The organism is Opitutaceae bacterium (assembly GCA_015075305.1).
GTDB lineage: Bacteria > Verrucomicrobiota > Verrucomicrobiia > Opitutales > Opitutaceae > UBA6669.
In genome coordinates, this window is record JABTUS010000003.1 from 151,678 (window position 1) to 170,738 (window position 19,061).

Here is a 19,061-nt window from a genome sequence, read left to right on the forward strand (position 1 = left end):
CTACAGCGCGGCCACGCCGATCTCATTCTCGAAGAGACGAACCGAGCCCACGGGAATGCCTGGTTCGTAGATCGCGTGATCCCAAAGCGCGGAGTGGCGGGTGAGTTTCATTTTCGCGAGCGCGGAGTTGTGGGTCGGCCAAAGCACCATGCAGGCGCCCTGGGTGTGTCGTGAGATGAAGCGTATCCCGTCGAATCGTTCCGGATGATCGTGAAGCCGCTGCGCAAACCGCCTGGGTCGCTCGATTTCCCGCGTATAGAGCGTGGCCAGATCCATTCCGATCCGTTTGGCGCTGCCTTCGGTGCTGAGATCGTACACCTTGAGCGAGAGCCCCGTTGGCGCAGTCGCAAATACGCGGGCGATCAATTCCTGTTTCGAAAGGATGGTTGCGGCTCCGGACTCCTTCGCCACGGCAATGTCATCCCCATAGATCTCGTGGAAGGACGTCGCCGCTTCGGATGCGAGGTACAGGCACCTTGCCTCGCCGCTTTCCGGCGTGAGACGACCTGTTCTTGAGACGTGGAAAACGGTCTCCGAGGTGAGGTGCGCCGCCCAGCGGAGATTCCACCATTCCCCGGAAATCGACAGATGATGCACGGGCAGCTTCAGTCTGTTGAATTCGGCTGCATCGAGCGGCCAGCGGAGGCGGCGCTCCATGGGCTGGCTACTCTGCGGACTCTGCGGCCAGATTCAGGACCAGGCGGATATCGTCGTCCCTGGCACCGCGCAGAAGATCGATCGGGCGCTTCCCTCCCAGCCTCGCGCTCGGATTAAGGAAAAAGGTGAACGGGAGCAGATCATGGAAGTGGGGATGCTGGCGGAGAATCCCCACAGCTTCCCTAAGGCCTGGCAGCACTCCTCCCTTCTCCGAGAACTGCCACAGGGGGAAGAGCATGTTGCCACGGCCTTCCTTGACCATGACAAGCTGGCCGAGTCGCGCCGCTTTCCGAACCGCTTCATCGGTCGCGGGCTTTCGCCCGCCATAAAGTGCCGCAGCCTCTTTTGCGGAGGCCACGCCGCCTTCCTGGCTGACAAGGTCCGCGAAGCCGATCCTGGCAGAGAAATCCCTTGCGGCTGGCATGCCATACAAGCCAAACATGGCCGCCGCAAAGGCTTCGGAAAGGGACTCGGGCGTCGCTCCCTTCTCCTTGGCCGCGCGCATCAGCGGTTCGACGGTCTCCGTGAAGACATCCGTAACGATGGAAGCGCTCATCCGAAAAGGTTGTTAAGGTTGTGGTCTCTTGTTGTTGATCAATATCGACAACCTGCGTCGGATTTCAAGCCTGATTGACAGCCTTGGGAACGAGTGCGTGTCCAAATGCCAGGGCTGAGCTTGGCACCCGTCATCCGGTTTTCATCCGGCTCGATCCGTGGTCAATCTCCGAGGTCCATCGGATCTGTGCTGAGGCAGTGCGGACTTGTGGGGGCGTCCGGCCTTTGCCGTCTCAGAATGTCGCGACCAGTTCCCGCTGCCGTCCTGGTTCGAGTGTTAGTGTACCGATCGAGACGCATTCGACCTGGTCGTTCTTGTAAAGCCGGACGGCGATCGGGCGCTGAACGTCGCTGGCTTCCCACCACCATTTTCCGATGGAAACGAATTGAAGCGGCACCCCTTTTTCCCAGGAAAGGCCGGCTCCGCTGCCGCGGACGTAGAGTTTGTTTCCGATGCCGATGTAGGCTGTGACCAGCAATCGGGTGGATCCGTCCTCCGTCAACGCGGAGATCGACTCCTCTTCTTCAAGCTCATCGTCAAAGGAGTCCTCGTCGAACGGCTCGCGTGGGCTTCGTGGCGATGAAATCACCGTGCTCTGCAGCTCCGGCAGGTCGGTGTCTGCGTCAGCTGTGGATTCTTCGTCAGATGCGCCGGCGGTCTGGTCGGATTTCCGTGCTGCCATTGGGGCCTGAAACAGCGTGTGCGCTGTGGTTCGAGACTGGGCCTCGGATGGCGCTCCCGGTTTATGAGTTGGGGGCGATGCGGGTGTGAAAGACTCCGGAGCGGGTGGGCTCGTGCGCGGTTGCTCCTCGCCCTTGCGTGCAGCCACACCGGTGGACTGGGTCGATGCAGAGGGCCGGATGTCTGGCGCGTCTCCTTCAGCAAGGTCGTGCTGCGCGGATTCGATCCGGGCGGTCATCCTGCCGAGGAGGGAACCGCAGGTGGTTTCGAGATCGGCGGTTGCCCGCGCGACCAGGGATTCCAAGGCGGCGGCATGCTGGGCTGCGGCCCCGCTCGCCGTTGTGGCGAACAGACTTCGCTGCTGTGTGAGGAGCGTGTCGATTTCCCGGCGTGCCGAGGCCAGCGACTGGGCCAGACCGTCGGCGGATTTTCCCACAGCCTGCTCAGCCAGGCGCGGCAGCGCGGCGACGGCATCGGCTGCGCGTGCGGCGTGGGATTGGATGAGCGTCTCCAGACGACCGAGCTCCCTGGCGGTGGCGGCGAGCTGGTCGATCGCGGTGACGAGGCGATCGGATTCCGCGGATCGCAGCGTCTGCAGCTCCTGCTCGAGTTCCTCGGTGTCTGAGGCGGTCGCTTCATTCAGCCGCGCATTGAATTCGGCGATCCTTTCCTGGAGTTTCTGTGGCAGACTCTCAATGGCCTTTGCACTTCGCGAAACGCTCTCGCCGATGCTGTGAAGGCTCGCCGCGGCGATGCTGATCTGCTCGGCGGAAGCCGCCGTGGATTGAGCGAGTGCGGCAATCTGCTGCTGGCGCTCGGTGAGCGCCGCCTCGGTCTTTCGTCCGTAGTCGGTAATGAACGGAACGGCCAGGGCGCATGCCCCGAGCGCGACAAGGACGACGACCGCAATCAGCGAGCCGCCGCCGAGTGGAGCCGGTGCAGTGAGGGCCAGGTAGGCGGCCGCCGCGAGGCAGAGGAGGTCGATCACGACAAAGGGCGGTTTCGGCAGACGAGGGGCTTCTTGGGGAAGTGACATGTCTAACGCGAGGTCGAGGGTTGGAGGCGGCGCGGGGCGGCCTGGGAAGGGCCTGTCCCGCTGAAAGCAAAGCAGTCTTTTGGTCCGGGGAAAAGATTGGAGTTCAAATTGCTCCAAGCGCCGTTAGGCTGGCATGCAGACTCATGAGCATCGCGCACTTTCTCCGTATTGAGCGGGAATTGGAGGGTGGTGCATCGGCCCATACGGTGATCCACACTCATGACCCGAAGTTTTCCATGGAGCTGGCGCCGGACCGGGATGCGCCGAACAGGATCGGGAGGGGGATCATCAAGCGCATCCGGGTCCCCAATTCCTGGGCGGGTGACTATGGCCGGTACGGACAGTTCGTCGCGGAGGCGCAGGAATTCTTCACCCGGTCTTTCGCGGATCCTGTGACCAAGGCCGAGGCGCGCCGGTTTCAGACGTGATCACTCAGGCGCGAAACGCTCCCGGATCTTCTTGATCAGACGCTTCCATTCGACGGGATTCAGGTCGATTTTGCGCGCGGGCGAGATTTGCCGATGGTCCGTCATGTCGGCGGGCGTCCAGCCGCGATTGCTCCAGCGTTCATTGAGCCATTCGATGGCGCTGGAGAGTTGATGGTCGGTCAGCGGGGCCAGGTAGGTGTCGCCGGCAAACGCGCAGCCCAGCAGAAAGTCATTGCACTTCGACCGGCCGCCGAACATCGACACGCCGGCGTGCCACGCGATTTCGTTGTCGGGCACCAGTGTGCAGCGAGTGCCATCGGTTGCGATGATGACGTGATAGCTTACCTGGCTTTCGGGATTCATCGTGTGGTAAATGGCCTTTTCGTAGGTCATCTCCGTATGATGAAAGCAGACGCCACGCTGCTCGTGGACGGGTATGGGCGAACAGTTTGGGGAGGATCTTCGGATGGTGAGGGCCACGGTGAATGGGATGATGGCGCAGTGCGGAATCGGCTGATCGGCGACTCAGTGGAGCATGGCGGGCGGGTCGGGTTTTGCAATCGAATCGGTCGTGAATGTCCCGCGGATCAGTAACCCACGGCACCGGAGTCCGGACTGCGGAGATCGGAGGCGCCGAATCGGGTTCCGCTTTGAGGATCCACGAGGATGGACTCGGCGTCGCCCCAGTAGCGCGCCGACGCCTCGGGATCGTTTGGATAGAGCTTTCTGGCCGTCAATGCATGGCCCATCGCCTCAAGCATGCGCATTGAGTCGAGGGAGGTCAGGAAGGGTTCGTAGTTGATGGTGTCGGGCATCCATTGGTGATGAAAACGCGGGGCGTCGACCGCTTGGGTCACATTCATCGAGTGGTCGATGATGTTGGTGATGACCTGCAGGGTGGTCGTGATGATGGTGGGTCCGCCGGGGCTTCCGGTGACGAGGCAGGGGGCGCCGTTCTTCAGGACCAGTGTGGGCGTCATTGACGATAGCGGGCGTTTGCCACCGGCGATGGCGTTGGCCTCGCCCTGCATCAGTCCGTACATGTTCTTCACGCCAATCTTGGAAGTGAAGTCGTCCATCTCATTGTTGAGAAGGAAGCCCGCGCCGGGCACGGTGACGCCATTGCCGAAGAGTCCGTTGAGTGTGTAGGTTACCGCGACCATGCCGCCCTGGGCGTCGATCACCGAAAAATGGGTCGTCTCGTTGGCTTCCTGCGGAGCCGACGGCTTGCTGCGCGTTGGCGGTGCCCCCCTGAGGCTGCCCGCAGCCAGGCCCTCGCTGGGAGTTGCGCGCGAGGGATTGAAGTCATCCATGCGGTGCCTCAGGTAGTCGCGGTCGAGAAGGCCGGCCGTGGGAACGACGACAAAATCCGGATCCCCGAGAAACTCCGCGCGATCGCGAAAAGCCCTTCGCATGATTTCGGCGAAGAGATGGATCTTTGCGGCTGAATTGTGTCCGAGGCTGGTGACATCATGGGGCTCGAGCATGCCCAGCATCTGAAGCAGGGCGATGCCGCCCGAGCTGGGTGGAGGCATGGTGAGGATTTCGAAGCCGCGGTAGGAGCCTCGAAGTACATCGCGCTCGATGGCGCGGTAGCTGCGAAGATCGTCCCGGGTGATCAGGCCGCCATTCCCCGCCATGTCATCTTCGATCATGCGTGCTGTCCGCCCCTCATAGAATTCGCGGGGGCCCTCCTTCTGCAGGCGCTCCAAGGTGTCGGCGAGGTCGGGCTGCATCCAGGTTTCCCCGGCGCGGTAGTGACGTCCGCCGCGAAGGAAGATGCGGTTTGATTCCGGAAACCGGGAGAGGAACTTGTCGCTGGCAGCAAGATCGCGGGCGAGGGAGGGCGAGACGGTGATGCCGTCGCGGGCCAGGCGGAGCGCGGGCTCGATGAGATCGGCCCAGCTCATTTTACCGGAGCCGAATTTTTGATGGAGCTCCGCAAAACCCGCGATGGTGCCGGGCACACCTGCGGCCAGGTGGCCGACGGTCGAGCGGCCGGGCACGACGACGCCTTGCGCGTCGAGGTACATGTCGCGCGTCGCGGCCGCCGGCGCGCGCTCGCGGAAATCGATGGCGGCCGCGCGTCCGTCCGCCATGCGAAGCACGGCAAAGCCGCCGCCGCCGATGTTGCCGGCGCGCGGATAGGTGACCGCCAGGGCGAGGCCGGTCGCGACGGCCGCGTCGACCGCATTGCCGCCCTTCCTCAGGATCGCCACGCCCGCCTCGGAAGCCAGCGCGCTGGCGGAGGCCACCATCCCGTGGCTGGACTCCACGGGCAGCCGCTGCGCGTGAAGCGCCGCACTGGAGGCGGACAACGCCAGGCAGCCCAGCGCTGAGAACGCGCGCATTCCGACGCGATTGTGCCAGATCGTCAGCATGCGTGCAGATTGCAGGCGGGCATCGGGCGGTGCAACCGTGGAAGGCAGCCGCGCCTCGGGCAGCCGGCGGCGGTTAGTTGCGCCAGTCGGCAAGGCGCAGCGCCGGAATGCGCGCAAACTCGCGGGTATTGTTGCTCACCAGAACCAGGCGGGCACTCAGCGCCTGACCGGCAATCAACAGGTCGTATGGCCCGATCTTTTGGCCGGTGATTTCCAGTTCGTGGCGCACCCGCGCCGCTTCGTCGGCCGCCGCCGCGCCAAACGGCAGCACGGCGATGACTGAAAATAGTTTTTCGAGCTTTCTCCGCTCCCGTTCGGGCTGGCTGCAACGGCGGACGCCGGTGACGAGTTCGAAGGCTGTGACGGCGGAAATCGCGCAATCGGCCGGGCTGATCGCTTCCAACCGGGCGCAGACCAGCGGGTGGCCCTTGAGTACGTCCACGCAGACGTTGGTGTCGAGCAGGTGGCTCATGCGCCCAAATCCACTGGCGGCGGCAGATCACCCTGCGCCGGGCGGTTGAAGGACCGGTCAGCGATGCGGATCGACCGGAAAAAATTGCGCGGCCAGCGGGCCCGCACGAGGGGTTCGAGAATGATCCGTTCACCTTCCCGGTGAACGGCGACCTCCTTTCCCGGCAGACGGAAGGCACGGGGGAGTCGGACGGCCTGGGAGCTGCCGTTCTTGAAGAGTTTGGCGGTGGCGGGCATGTCTAGACGGTATATACTCGAATGTTCCGGTCAAGGGACGATTCGTGCCGGCGCCCCCCGCACCTGGCCCGGACGGGATCTGCCCGGGCCAGGCGGAATCAGTTCTCCGTGAGCGTCGCCGAGGCTGCGGCGTTGTCCGCGGGATTGTCGGGGATGCGCATGCCGTAGAAGCTGCGATAGACGAACACCAGGCCGATGGCGAGGATCACGCCGCCGATCGTGTATTTCATGGTTGTGTCCGTCATGGTCACCGCGATCTCCACCGCAAGCAGGCCGAAGAGTGTCGTGAACTTGATCACCGGGTTCAGGGAGACGGATGACGTGTCCTTGAAGGGGTCTCCCACGGTGTCGCCCACGACCGTGGCGGCGTGCAGCGGCGTGTGCTTCTGCTTCAGCTCGACCTCGACGATCTTTTTCGCGTTGTCCCAGGCGCCGCCGGCGTTGGCCATGAAGATGGCCTGGAAGAGGCCGAAGAAGGCCATGCCGATCAGGTATCCAATGAAGAAATACGGATTGAAGAACGGCAGGGCGAGGGCGAAGCAGAAGATGACGACGAAGATGTTCACCATGCCGCGCTGCGCGTACTGGGTGCAGATCCGCACGACCTCCTTGGAGGCGTCGACGGAGGCCGCGGCCGCGTCGAGCTTCATGTTCTGCTTGATGTACACGACGGCGCGGTAGGCGCCGGTGACAACGGCCTGGATCGACGCGCCCGTGAACCAGTAGATCACGCTGCCGCCCATCAGCAGGCCGAGGATGGCCTCCGGGTGGACGAGGGAGAGCTTCTCGATCACGCCGCCAAACGCCTGCTCGAGCATGAGGATGATGCCGAACACCATGGTGGTCGCCCCCACGACCGCGGTGCCGATCAGCACCGGCTTGGCTGTGGCCTTGAACGTGTTGCCCGCGCCGTCGCCCTTTTCCAACTGGTACTTCGCGTTCTCGAAATCCGGGGCGAAGCCGAACTTCGACTTGATGGCGGATCCGACATTCGGACGACCCTCGATCTGGGAGAGCTCGTAGACGGACTGCGCGTTGTCGGTCACCGGACCGAAACTGTCGACCGCGATGGTGACGGGGCCCATGCCGAGGAATCCGAAGGCGACGAGACCGAAAGCGAAGATGGGCGCGGCGAACTTGATGCCGGCCGGCATCATGGCGAGCACGCTGGCATGCTGGGAGAAGTGGTACGCCCCGGCCATCAGCAGGAGGATGGTCAGTCCCTTCCAGAATCCGGAGAAGTTTCCGGCCACCAGTCCGCTCAGGATGTTCAGCGATGCGCCTCCCTGGCGTGACGACGTGACGATCTCCTTCACGTGACGGCTCTCGGTCGACGTGAAGACTTTTGTAAATTCAGGGATGATGGCTCCCGCGGCGGTGCCGAGCGAAATGATGGTCGAGAGCACCCACCAGAGACCCTCGTGGTCCGGCAGCGGAGCGAGCAGGAGGTAGCTGGCGAAGTAGGTGACGACGATCGAGACGAACGACGTGATCCAGACCAGATTCGTGAGAGGCTGCTCGAGATTGAAGTCCTTGCTGCCGCCGTAGAGCAGGCGGCTCACCCACTCGTTCACGAGGTAGCTCACGAGCGAGGTGAGGATCATCAGGATGCGCATGGCGAAGAGCCAGACGATGAGCGTGCCGCAGAGCACCGGGCTGGTGACCAGGGCGAGGGCGAGAAACGCGATGAGCGCGACACCCGTGACACCGTAGGTTTCAAAACCGTCGGCGGTGGGTCCGACCGAGTCTCCCGCATTGTCACCCGTGCAGTCGGCGATAACGCCCGGATTGCGCGGGTCGTCCTCCGGCAGGTTGAAGACGATCTTCATCAGGTCGGCCCCGATGTCGGCGATCTTTGTGAAGATGCCGCCGCAGATGCGCAGGGCGGAGGCGCCCAGCGATTCGCCGATTGCGAAACCGACGAAGCAGGGGCCCGCGAGATTCGACGGCAGGAACGCGAGAATCCCGATCATGAAGAGCAGTTCGATCGAGACCAGCAGCATGCCGACGCTCATGCCGGAGCGCAGGGGGATGCAGAGCGTGGCGAGCGGGTTGCCCTTCAGGGAGGAGAACGCGGTGCGTGAGTTGGCGACGGTGTTGATGCGGATGCCGAACCAGGCGACACCGTAGCTGCCGAGGATGCCGAGCACCGAGGAGGCGAGGATGATGAGGATGTGAGTGAAGGACTCCTTCACGAGCCCGCCGAAATAGTAGGCCATGCACAGGGCGATGAGCACCCAGAGCGCGATGAGAAACTTCCCCTGCTGGGCCAGGTAGGTCTTGCAGGTTTCCCAGATGATGTTGGAAACCCCGGCCATCGAATCGTGCACGGGCAGCGCCTTGGTCTTCAGGTACTGCCACCAGCCGAAAACTATTCCGACCAGGCAGACCGCCAGTCCGATCATGAGGATCTGATGTCCGCTGAGGACGCCGTCGAAGAACGAAACGGCATCCAGCCTCGGTATCTTGATGTCCGCTTCACTGGCTGAAGCCGACGAATTGAATGCGACCCATCCGGCCGCGGTTGCAACACAACGCCACGTTTTTGAAACCATAAGGGGTGTAACTCTGCCCCGATGCTGACTGTTGAATGGATCGGGGCGAGCCAATTCAGCGCAAGAAGCCCGATCATGAGGACTTTGCGGGAAATCCAGCGACCGCACCCCTGAAATTGTAACGAAAAAACAACTACATTTTACCTCCGATCGCCTGGTGGTGCGAGCCGCAGCATGCGCCTCAGGACCCAGCAGAAGGCGAGCGTGTCGAGAAAGGGGAGGACCGCCATCTTCCGGAAAGTGTAGTTGGCGACGCCGGCGGTTCGGGGGCGATGCGCGACGGGAACCTCCCTGACCTTCCAACCGCCCGAAACCGCGCAGGCGGGAATGAAGGAGTAGAGTGTCCGGAAGGGTGGCAGCGAGCCCAGCACCTCGCGGCGGAAAAGCCGCAGGGCGCAGCCGCTGTCGCTGACACCGTCCGCCAGCAGGACCCGCCGGACGTTGTTTGCGATGCGCGACATTATTCGGCGCCCGAACGAATCCTGACGTCCCTGACGAGCCCCCACCAGCATGTCGGCAGTGGCGCGAAGCCCCCACAGCTTCAAGAGCTCGAGCGGCGGATTCTGTCCGTCGCCATCGAGCGTCGCCACCCAGGCGCCCCGCACGCGTTCGAAGCCGCGCCACAATGCGATGGCCTGGCCCCCATTGACGCCGAGGGGCAGGACGCGGACCGCGTTCCAGGCACCGGCGGCGGTCTGCAGAACCGTCTGCGTTGCGTCGGTGCTGCCGTCGTCGACGGCTATCACCTCGACTGAAAGCCCCAGCGTCTCAACGGCCTGGCGCAGTTCGGCAAGGAGCGGCGCGATGTTCTCCGCCTCATTGTAGAAGGGGATGACCACGCTCAGTTCCGGCGCGGCGGATTCGGCTGGGGATGGGGGAAAGACACTCATCGGAATTGGATCGCACGGAAGTGGCCGGTGAGGGTGACAGGAATGCCGGAACAATCCTGCCAGCCTGAAGCTGTTCAACAGGAATCGCAGCCCACCGGCTTGGCAAGCCCGGGAGCCGAATTTGCGGGGGAATCAAACCACGATTGGTTCTGGCGTGGTAAACAATTCGCCGGTCGGAAGCGGACCGGCCAGGCCGCAATCTATCCGATCAGGCACGCTTGTCCGAGTCGCGCGCCGGAGTCTGTTTCGCCTGAAGTTCGTGAGCGAGTTCCGTCACGTCCTTGTGCACGGCCGCATCCTCGGGCTTCCTGGGCGCCTGGGTGTTCGTTGCATTGACCGTTGCCACGGCGATTGCTGCGGCAGCAGGAATCACGTGTTTCAGCGGAGAATGACCGTGTTCCTGCCGGGCGAGGACCGATTTGCGGGCGGCCTCGACGGAATCCCGGTGCTCGGCGCGCGCGCCTTCATCGAGCACGGACTGCGGCACGGCCTTCAGTCCCCAGATGAGCCCGGTCCAGGAAAGCAGCTTGAGTCCGTAGTAGGTGATGTCGATTTCCCACCAGTAAAAGCCGTTGCGGGTGCTCGACTGATAGCGGTGGTGATTGTTGTGCCAGCCCTCGCCCAGGGTGATCAGCGACAGGATGAAGCTGTTGCGCGAATCGTCGTCGGTCTTGAAGCGCCGGCGCCCCATGAGATGGGCCATCGAATTGATGCAGGCGGTGCCGTGAAACAGCGCGGTCGTGCTGATGAAAAACGCCCAGACCAGCATCTGGAGTCCATTGGTGCCAAGCTCCGGCGCGTAGCGCTCCATCAGCACGCCGGAAAGAAAGATCGATGCGGCGAAGAGGACGGGGACGACGAGGTCGAAGCGATTGAGCCAGACGAGCTCCTTGAATTTCGCGAGATCCCTGATCCTCGAATAATCGGTGGGAAAATTGCGGCGGCTGGTGATCCAGCCAATGTGCGACCACCAGAACCCGTGGACATGCGGTGAATGCGCATCCTCGGGTGTGTCGGAGTGCTGATGGTGGTGACGGTGGTGGTAGGCCCACCACAGCGAGCCCCGTTGCACGGTCGTGCCCGCAAAAACAGCGAGAAGGAACTGGCCGACGCGGCTCGTCGCATAGGTCCGGTGCGAGAAGTACCGGTGATGGACACCCGTGACGGCGAACATCCGAATGAAGTAGAGCGCCACCGCCGACGCCAGTGCGACGGGGCTGACGCCAACCCAGAAGGCGCCGAAACAGCCCAGGTGCAGGGCGACGAAGGGCATCACGCGCGTCCAGTCCACCCTGTCGGGCTCGTTGCGAATCTTGTCCGCCCCCTGCGGGCAGTAGTCGGAATCAATCCATTGTATCAACGATGTGATGAGACGTCGGGAAAACGGAGTGCTGGAGATGTTGCGTGCGGTTTCGGACTCGGACATGGAAGGTTTCACCATCGGTTCGAACTCGGGCAAGGCAAGCGGCGTTTTCCGCCACCTCCCTACAATCGACCAGGATTATTCCAAGTTGCGGCGAAGTTTAATGCGGGTCTCTGGCGAGTTCGAGCGGGGGTTGCCTCACTTGACGCCGAAAACATACACGACGCCGCTGGCGGCGCCGACGGTGAGGAAGGCGTCGTTGTGCGACCAGGCGATGCGGGTGACTTTGGAGGGAAGCTTGATCGTGGCGCGAAGTGGTTTTTCCCGCTCCGGGCTCCAGAGGCGCACCATGCCGTCCTCGCTGCCTGTGGCGAGGAGTCCGTGAGTGTTTTGAAACGCGACCGCGCAGAGTCTCGCTTCATGGGGAATCATGACCGGCTCGCGGCCCTCGGGGCCGCTGCCCTGGCAGTCCCAGACGCAGCCTTCGGTGCCGCCGCTCGTTGCGAGCCAGCGTCCGGTGTGATCGAAAGCGACGGCCTCCACCTTGCTCGCATACCCGCTCATGTGAAACTCGAATCCGGATTCCGGTATCCAGAGATGCACGCTCGGGTCCTGGTTTCCCGACACGAGCCACCTGCCGTCGCCGGACCAGGCGAGCTTGTGGATGCTGTTCGAATAGCCGAATTCCTTGAACGCCACCAGGTGGTCCGCGTCCCAGAGACACACGCCGCCAAAATACGCCACGGCGAGCAGATGACCCGAGGGAGACCAGGCGAGCGATGAAATGGTTTTTGGCGCGATGGGGAACTCGTGGTGCACGGTGGCGTCGGGCCGCAGCAGCTTCAGTTGCCGTCCTGCGGCGGCTGTGAGCAATCCGGGCCGCCCACCGGCTGGGGATTCCCCCGGGCGCCAGGCGAGATGCTCGACCCAGGCCCGCTCGAATTTGACGGCATGGGACTCCTGGTTCGCGTGAATGTCCCGAAAGACGACGCGTCCATCCTGTCCGCCGGACACGAAACCCGCCTTTCCCCAGGCGAGCACATTCGTGCCGCCATCGTGCCCTTCAAAGGAGGCGCGCGTCGCACCGTCGGTTCCGCCGAAGACGACGATCGGTCCTGCAGCTGATGCGACCGCAAGAAAGTCGTCGCCTGGAGACCAGGCGAGATCGATCACATAGTCGTCCAACGATGCGGCCCAGTGTTTGACCAGTTCCATGGTTGCCTCAATCAAAGTGCGCGCGGCGGTGCGCGTCAAAGCCCCCTTTGGCACCGGGTGGCGTCCGCATCCGGATCATTTCACGGTGCGCAACTGCACGCTGTCGACGAGTCGATTGGCGGAAAGGATGTCGGTCGCGATCACGAGCTTGTCGCCCGCCTGGATCCGCCCCTCCCGCTGGAGGAAGTCGATCGCCCGGCCGATCGTCAGGTCGGGATCCGAATCGAGCTGGAGGAGGAAGGGCTCGACACCCCTGAGCAGGCGAAGCTGCCTCAGGGTCTGCACGGATGGAGTGAAGGCGAAGATCGGGGCCAGGTGCGGCCGCATTGCGGCGAGACCGCCGGCCATGAAGCCGCGGCGGGTGAACGTGAGGATGGCGCATTCGTCGAGCTCGTTCGCGAGCTGCACCGCCGACTGCAGCAGCTTGACCTTGTCTCCGTCGACGCAGGCGGGCTCCAGGAAAACCCCGGGCGGCAGGCTTTCGATGCGGATGGCGATCCGGTTGAGCACCTCCACGCATTCCGCGGCAAACTTTCCTATCGTGGTCTCACCCGAAAGCATCACACAGTCCGCCCTTTCGAAGACCGCGTTGGCGACATCGGTGATTTCCGCGCGCGTGGGGACCGGGTTGGCAATCATCGATTCCAGCATGTGGGTGGCGACGATGACGGGGCGGCCGTAGTTGAAGCAGATCTCGCCCGCGCGCCGCTGGATGATCGGCAGCTCCTCGAGCGGACATTCGATGCCGAGGTCGCCGCGCGCGATCATCAGCGCATCACTCGCCCGCACGATCTCCTCGAGATTGGCAACCGCCGACTGGTCCTCGATCTTGGCGATGATGTGCGCGGATGAGTTGTGTGCGCGCAGAAACTCCCGGAGTGTTTCCACGTCATCCGCCTTCCTGACGAACGAAAGCGCGACAAAGTCGATTCCCTCCTCGAGTCCGACCAGAGTATCCCGGCGGTCCTTCTCGGTGAACGCGGGCAGGTTCACGGTCACGCCGGGAAGATTGATGTGGCGGCGCGACTTCAATTCCCCTGGAACGAGCACGCGGCATCGGATCTTTGCATCCCGCTTCTCAAGGACCTCGAGCTGGATGAGGCCGTTGTCAACGAGCACGGTGTCGCCCACCTCGATGTCCTTGACGAGGCCCTTGTAATTGACGTCGACCGAGCGAACCTCCTCGAGGTTCGGCTCACCCGCCCTGGCTCCGGGTTTGACGGTGAAGTCGAACACCTCGCCCGCCTTGAGCTCGATGGGGTGGTCGAGGTCCCCCGTGCGGATTTCGGGACCCTTGATGTCCATCATGATGGCGACCTCCCTGTCGATGCGCTTCGACAACTCCCGAATCCTCCGGATCATGGTGCGCGTCCATTCATGCGTGGCGTGGGCCATGTTCAGGCGCATGACATCAGCGCCCGCCCGGATGAGTGTCTCAAGCATCGCCTCGCTTTCCGTGGCGGGTCCGAGGGTGACAATGATCTTTGTGCGCCGAAATGCCGCGATGGGCCGCGATGAACTCATGTGTGCATGACCCGTACAGGTTTTTCAGTCCGGGAGCAAGCGGCGGGAGCGGCGGCCGTGCGGGAGGCGGTCAGCCTCCGCGGGGCCTCAGGCTACCATTCGAAGGTGGACGTGCCTCCCCCGGGTGCGACGACGCTGAACTCGCATTTCAACCGGGAGCGCAGGGTCGACACCATGGCTTCCACCGCATCGAGGCTGTTGCAGTCGCGTGAAAGATGCGTCAGGAACACCCGCTGCCAGCGCGGATTGATGAATCCGGAAAGCAGCTCGCGCACGGTCTCGTTGGAAAGGTGGCCGTGACGTCCGCCGATGCGCTGCTTCGTCGACCAGGGGCGTGTTGCGCAGGCCTTGAGCATGACCGGGCAGTGGTTGGATTCGATGACGATGGAATCGCAGTCGTTGAGGCGCTCGCGGATGTGCGGCGGGACGTGCCCGAGGTCGGTCAGCCAGGCCAGGGATTTCCTTGGATGAAAAAGATCGTCGGCGAATCCGGTGGAGAAGCGGAAGCCGACGGGGTCGTGCGCATCGTGCGGAACGGAGAAGGTGTCGATCTCCAGGTCGAGGAACCGGAAGCGCGAGCCGGTTTCAAATATCTGCCAGGACGGCTGGCGGTCCAGCGTGGCCTGCACGGCGCGCATGGTGCCGGCGTTGGCGAAGACCTTGAGATTGGGCAACCTTGCAAGCCCCGAAATGCCAAGGGTGTGGTCGCCGTGGTCATGGGTGACGAACAGGGCGTCGATCGACTCCAGTTTCTCCCCGGCCTCGACGAGCAGCGCGCGAATGCGGCGTGCGGAGTAGCCGGCATCGATCAGCACCCGCGCCTGCGCGGTCTGCAGGAGGGCGCAGTTGCCGGAACTGCCACTGGCGAGTATGCGAAGCTTCATCGGTCGGACAGACGGGTTGAACGATCGGGAGGCGAAACGCGCAAGCGCGAACTCGCACCCGCCGCATTTTTGCTCCGCCCGGATCCTGCGCGCAGCGGCGCGGGTGCTCCGGCCTGCGGGTTTGACCTGGCCGCGGAGGGCGCTATCCCATGATCCTCCATGCCGCGCATCCGCCGCCAGTCAACCACCGCACCCGTGCCCCGGGCACCGGTTTCGCGCATCGTGCATGTGACGCGGCAGGTGCATTTCAATGCGGCCCATCACCTGCACAATCCGGCCCGCTCGGCCGCGTGGAACCGCAGGCGCTTCGGCCTGTGCAACAATGCCGGTGGGCACGGACACAACTACGTGCTGGAGGTGACGGTGAGAGGCGAGCCCGACCCGGACAGCGGGTGCGTCATCGAGTTTTCCGAGTTGAAGGCGATCCTCAACAAGGCGGTCGTCGAACCCTGCGATCACCGGAACCTGAACACGCAGGTGCCTTTTCTCAAGGGGGTCATTCCGTCGACGGAAAACCTGGTGATCGCCTTCTGGAATGAAATCGAGCCGCTCCTGACGCGAGGCACGCTGCATTGCGTGCGGCTCTATGAAACACCGCGCAATTTCGCGGAATACCGGGGGCCCGCGGTCACCTGAGCCGCATGCCTGCATGGCGGTCCCGGTTGTTATCGTCACCAACCGGCGCCGTTCGAAATCAAAAACGAACATGACATCAACGTCGAAAAGCAGCCCGTACCTGCATCGCAAAAAAATGGGCCGTGTGCCGGAGGCGGGGCGGAGGTACGATGCGAAGTTTTCTCCCGGGCGGGAATATCTGGAGTCGCTTCCGGACATGATGGAGGCGCGGGATCAAATCCAGGGCGCTCCTGTGGAGATCCAGCAGGTGGGGGTCGCCAACTTCAGGCTGCCGCTTCGCCATCGCACGGCTGCAGGGAGGCTGGTGAAGCTGGAAACATCGGTGACGGGCACGGTGTCGCTCGCCGCTGATCGCAAGGGAATCAACATGAGCCGCATTGTGCGCACGCTCCATGACCTGCGGGAGGAGGTTGTTGCGCCGGAGCTGCTTCGCCGGGTGCTTTCAGTGTATCGAAGGCGGATGGATTCGAGGACTGCGCGGGTGCGGTTCTCGTTCTCCTATCCGATCCCGCAGCGCTCGCTGCGCAGCGGCCTCACGGGGTTTCAGTACTATCCGGTTGTGTTTGAAGGGACCGTGGACGAGCGCGGGCGATTCAGGAGGTTTGTGGAGTTCGACTTCGTGTATTCGAGCGCGTGTCCCTGCAGTGCCGCTTTGTCCGAACACGCGCGGGACATGAGGTCGGCATATGCCATTCCGCACAGCCAGCGGTCAAAGGCACGCCTCCGGGTTGAAATTGCGCCCCGATCGAAATTGTCGATCGAGGATCTGCATGCACACTGCCTTTCCGCGCTCAAGACGGAGACACAGGTGATGGTGAAGCGCGAGGACGAGCAGGCCTTTGCGGAGTTGAACGGGGCGAACATCAAGTTTGTCGAGGACGCCGTGCGCCTCCTTTACGCTCAACTGCGAAAGGATCGTCGCATTGTCGATTTTCAGGCCGCCTGCGCGCACCTGGAATCGCTGCATTCGCATGACGCGGTGAGCGTGATCTGCAAGGGCGTGCGGGGTGGGATGACAGGCGATTTCAGCGACTTCCGCTCGCTGGTTTGCTGAGGGAGGGCGTGGTGATGGGGAGCGCGCTGCGCCGTGTCCGGCTGAATGAATGACTGCCCAACCGCCATTCCGCTTCACTTGCAGTCTGCAAGGGGGAGGGGAAAACTGACATGCGAATTGCATGGACAATCCGGCGGCAACCGGATTGCAGCCAGCCAAAGTGTTTGTGAAACAATTGTTTGAATGGGGCCGATTCCATCTGGCACGCGTCCAGCATCCCGGTGGGCATGAACACCAGGGATGCTCATGGATTCGTCGCCGCAGGCATTGTGATGAAATTCCTGCCCGTCTGGTTGCCGTCCGTGCTTGGATCGGCCTCTGCGATGGAGGTGCGGGGCCTGTGGCTCGCCTTCATGAGCTGGGTCATGTTTTCGGTGGCGCTGCTTCACTACACTCCGATAGCGGCAAGGTGGAGTGCCGGGCAGATTGCCAGGTACCGGGCCCTGTCGGCTGCCGCGCTTGCCGCGAGGCGACAGGCTGCCGTTGAAGCGTCGGCCACACGCATACGGGTCTCCGTCTGAACGATGCTCTCGCAGCGTCGCTCTGCAGCCTGGGATGGCGCATTCGCTTTGGTGCGATGGTTGGAATCGCCCGATCGTGTCCCCAGGTGGCTCGTGGCTTGTGCTTGCTAGCGGTCCGTGTCAGGAATTTTTTGGCGGTGCATGGGAACCCATCTTGGCCTGGACATTGGTTCGTCGTCGGTCATCGCCGGCATTCTGCAGGGGAGGAGGGTTTCCGCCGTGGCGCCGCGCGTCTTTTTCAAGACCCGTTACAACACAGGCACGGCGGAGGTGGACCCCGACGATCTCCTCGCGGCCATGGCGAAGGCGGTCGCGAGTCTCGGTGCGAAGGCGCGGCGGGTAGATGCGGTGGCGCTGGCCACGATGTGTCCGGCGTGGGTGGCCATGGACGCGAAAGGGCGCGCGCTGACGCCGATTGTGACGCATCAGGACCGGCGCAGTGTCGCCGAGGCGAAGGAGATCGAGGCGCGCATCGGGAAGGAGCGCCATCTCGCCTTGTGCGGATCGCGACCGTTTCCCGGCGGCATCAGCTCCACGACGTGGGCGTGGTATCTTGCCCACCGGCCGCAGGCGCTGCGCGGGGTCGATCTCGCCGGGCATTTGAACACCTTTCTGCACCGGCGGATAACCGGCGCGCGGGTGATCGATCCGTCGAATGCGTCATTCACGGGATTGTACAATACGCTTTCGCAGGACGGGTGGAGTGATGAATTGTGCGCGAACATAGGCGTGGGCCGTTCGGTGCTTCCGGATGTCGTGGACGCCGATGTGATCGGCGGAGGCGTGACGCGTTCGGCGGCCGCGGCGCTTGGTCTCCGCGAGGGAACTCCCGTGATGACGGGCCTGATGGATGGCAGCGCGGGCATGCTGCTCGCGGGTGCAAGGGTCGGGCAGTTGTTCAACGTGGTGGGATCGACGGACGTGCTGGCGCTGTGCACGAATCGCCCCCGGCCGCACGAACGGCTGCTGACACGCGCGCTGGGGGTTCAGGGAAAATGGCTGCATGTCAGCACGATTGCCGCGATGGCGTCGTCAATCTACTGGGCGCGCGACCAGTTCTTTCCGGAGATGCCGATCGAGTCGTTTCGCAGGGAGTTTCGGCGTCTCAGTCGCCGCGGCGCCGCGGCCTCCGGATCCGTTCGCGTCGAGCCCTACATGGCTGGAACACGCACGGAAATCGAGCAGCGCCAGGGCGCGTTTTCGGGGATCACGCTTGCAACGACACGCACGGAAATGCTGTCGGCGATCGTCGAGGCGCTCACCCGCGCGAGCGCCGAACGACTGCCGCTCCTGGAGGCGACGGGCACGCGTCTGCTCCGCACCGTGGCGGTTTCCGGCGGCTCGGACCGGCTCGATGAACTGATGCACCGCGACTGGCCGGGACGCTGGAAATACAGACCGGTCGAGGATGCGACGATGCGCGGACTGGGTGTGCTGGAACCGCGCGAGCGGACCTGAAATTTTCCCCTTCTCAAGCCATGAGACTCTATATTCTGGTCGGCCTCGGCGGCGCATTGGGGACGGTGACACGTCTCTATCTTTCCGACGTCGCAGCGCGTGCGTGGGGTCCCTCGTTTCCCTGGGGAACGTTTTTCATCAATGTGACGGGCTGCCTGCTCATTGGATTCTTTGTGACTGCAACCGGATTGGGCGGACGCTGGACATTGCCGGCTGAACTGCGGCTTGCGGTCAGCGCGGGATTCTGCGGCGGCTACACGACATTTTCAGCGTTCAGTTATCAGACGCTGGAACTTTTCAAGGACGGCGCCTGGGCCCGGGCCGGGACCTATGTTCTCGGCTCGGTGGTGCTATGCCTGGCGGGTGTGGTCCTTGGGCACTGGTTGGGGATCCTCTTCAACAACCGGGGTGCCTGAGGATGATGAAGCCGGGGAAAACATAGGATAGGTAATTGAAAACCAGTTAATTGCAATTGTGATAGTTTTTGATCGAAATCTTTCAAAATCTATCAGAC

Annotated in this window: 19 protein-coding genes; 6 read left to right on the forward strand and 13 right to left on the reverse strand. The window is 63.1% G+C overall.

Going from position 1 to position 19,061, the window contains the following annotated elements:
• The 3 genes from HS122_07410 to HS122_07420 all read right to left on the reverse strand — a co-directional run bounded on the left by HS122_07410 (window position 1) and on the right by HS122_07420 (window position 2,930).
• A complete protein-coding gene (locus HS122_07410) occupies window positions 1-657 on the reverse strand; it encodes an RES family NAD+ phosphorylase (protein MBE7538223.1) in 657 nt (218 codons plus the stop codon).
• Window positions 658-664: 7 nt separating this feature from the next.
• The gene (locus HS122_07415) at window positions 665-1,213 is read right to left on the reverse strand and encodes a hypothetical protein (GenBank protein MBE7538224.1); all 549 of its coding nucleotides are present in this window, start codon (window positions 1,211-1,213) and stop codon (window positions 665-667) included.
• A 232-nt stretch (window positions 1,214-1,445) separates the two neighbouring features.
• Window positions 1,446-2,930 carry a hypothetical protein gene (locus HS122_07420; GenBank protein MBE7538225.1) on the reverse strand — a complete coding sequence of 495 codons (1,485 nt, stop codon included), beginning with the start codon at window positions 2,928-2,930 and terminating at the stop codon, window positions 1,446-1,448.
• Between the two features lie 143 nt (window positions 2,931-3,073).
• Between HS122_07420 and HS122_07425 the strand changes: the two genes are divergently transcribed.
• On the forward strand, window positions 3,074-3,358 hold the full coding sequence (locus tag HS122_07425; protein MBE7538226.1) for a hypothetical protein: 285 nt from the start codon (window positions 3,074-3,076) through the stop codon (window positions 3,356-3,358).
• On the opposite strand, the gene HS122_07430 is transcribed toward HS122_07425, so the two are convergent.
• The 10 genes from HS122_07430 to HS122_07475 form a co-directional block, all read right to left on the reverse strand.
• On the reverse strand, window positions 3,359-3,751 hold the full coding sequence (locus HS122_07430; protein MBE7538227.1) for an N-acetylmuramoyl-L-alanine amidase: 393 nt from the start codon (window positions 3,749-3,751) through the stop codon (window positions 3,359-3,361).
• A gap of 194 nt (window positions 3,752-3,945) precedes the next feature.
• Window positions 3,946-5,709, reverse strand: coding sequence for a gamma-glutamyltransferase (gene ggt / locus HS122_07435; GenBank protein MBE7538228.1), 1,764 nt, complete (start codon window positions 5,707-5,709; stop codon window positions 3,946-3,948).
• A 103-nt stretch (window positions 5,710-5,812) separates the two neighbouring features.
• Window positions 5,813-6,211 carry a PIN domain-containing protein gene (locus tag HS122_07440; GenBank protein ID MBE7538229.1) on the reverse strand — a complete coding sequence of 133 codons (399 nt, stop codon included), beginning with the start codon at window positions 6,209-6,211 and terminating at the stop codon, window positions 5,813-5,815.
• Window positions 6,208-6,447 (reverse strand): AbrB/MazE/SpoVT family DNA-binding domain-containing protein, encoded by a 240-nt coding sequence (locus tag HS122_07445; GenBank protein MBE7538230.1) that lies wholly within the window; start codon window positions 6,445-6,447, stop codon window positions 6,208-6,210. The genes HS122_07440 and HS122_07445 overlap by 4 nt, the downstream gene beginning before the upstream one ends.
• Window positions 6,448-6,545: 98 nt before the next feature.
• On the reverse strand, window positions 6,546-9,002 hold the full coding sequence (locus tag HS122_07450; protein MBE7538231.1) for a sodium-translocating pyrophosphatase: 2,457 nt from the start codon (window positions 9,000-9,002) through the stop codon (window positions 6,546-6,548).
• 140 nt (window positions 9,003-9,142) lie between these two features.
• Window positions 9,143-9,892 (reverse strand): glycosyltransferase family 2 protein, encoded by a 750-nt coding sequence (locus HS122_07455; protein MBE7538232.1) that lies wholly within the window; start codon window positions 9,890-9,892, stop codon window positions 9,143-9,145.
• A 208-nt stretch (window positions 9,893-10,100) separates the two neighbouring features.
• The gene (locus HS122_07460; GenBank protein ID MBE7538233.1) at window positions 10,101-11,318 is read right to left on the reverse strand and encodes an acyl-CoA desaturase; all 1,218 of its coding nucleotides are present in this window, start codon (window positions 11,316-11,318) and stop codon (window positions 10,101-10,103) included.
• Between the two features lie 135 nt (window positions 11,319-11,453).
• The gene (locus tag HS122_07465) at window positions 11,454-12,470 is read right to left on the reverse strand and encodes a WD40 repeat domain-containing protein (GenBank protein MBE7538234.1); all 1,017 of its coding nucleotides are present in this window, start codon (window positions 12,468-12,470) and stop codon (window positions 11,454-11,456) included.
• A gap of 75 nt (window positions 12,471-12,545) precedes the next feature.
• Window positions 12,546-13,994 carry a pyruvate kinase gene (pyk, locus tag HS122_07470; GenBank protein ID MBE7538235.1) on the reverse strand — a complete coding sequence of 483 codons (1,449 nt, stop codon included), beginning with the start codon at window positions 13,992-13,994 and terminating at the stop codon, window positions 12,546-12,548.
• Between the two features lie 92 nt (window positions 13,995-14,086).
• Window positions 14,087-14,878 (reverse strand): MBL fold metallo-hydrolase, encoded by a 792-nt coding sequence (locus HS122_07475; protein MBE7538236.1) that lies wholly within the window; start codon window positions 14,876-14,878, stop codon window positions 14,087-14,089.
• 159 nt (window positions 14,879-15,037) lie between these two features.
• Here HS122_07475 and HS122_07480 point away from each other — a divergent pair, with 159 nt between their 5' ends.
• The 5 genes from HS122_07480 to crcB all read left to right on the forward strand — a co-directional run bounded on the left by HS122_07480 (window position 15,038) and on the right by crcB (window position 18,963).
• Window positions 15,038-15,514 carry a 6-carboxytetrahydropterin synthase gene (locus HS122_07480; GenBank protein MBE7538237.1) on the forward strand — a complete coding sequence of 159 codons (477 nt, stop codon included), beginning with the start codon at window positions 15,038-15,040 and terminating at the stop codon, window positions 15,512-15,514.
• 70 nt (window positions 15,515-15,584) lie between these two features.
• Entirely contained in the window at window positions 15,585-16,568 is a 984-nt protein-coding gene (locus tag HS122_07485) for a GTP cyclohydrolase I FolE2 (protein MBE7538238.1), read from the forward strand.
• A 227-nt stretch (window positions 16,569-16,795) separates the two neighbouring features.
• Entirely contained in the window at window positions 16,796-17,089 is a 294-nt protein-coding gene (locus tag HS122_07490; GenBank protein MBE7538239.1) for a hypothetical protein, read from the forward strand.
• Between the two features lie 141 nt (window positions 17,090-17,230).
• Window positions 17,231-18,547, forward strand: a complete 1,317-nt coding sequence (locus HS122_07495) for a hypothetical protein (protein ID MBE7538240.1) — start codon at window positions 17,231-17,233, stop codon at window positions 18,545-18,547.
• 20 nt (window positions 18,548-18,567) lie between these two features.
• Window positions 18,568-18,963, forward strand: coding sequence for a fluoride efflux transporter CrcB (gene crcB / locus HS122_07500; GenBank protein MBE7538241.1), 396 nt, complete (start codon window positions 18,568-18,570; stop codon window positions 18,961-18,963).
• Window positions 18,964-19,061: the final 98 nt, after the last annotated feature.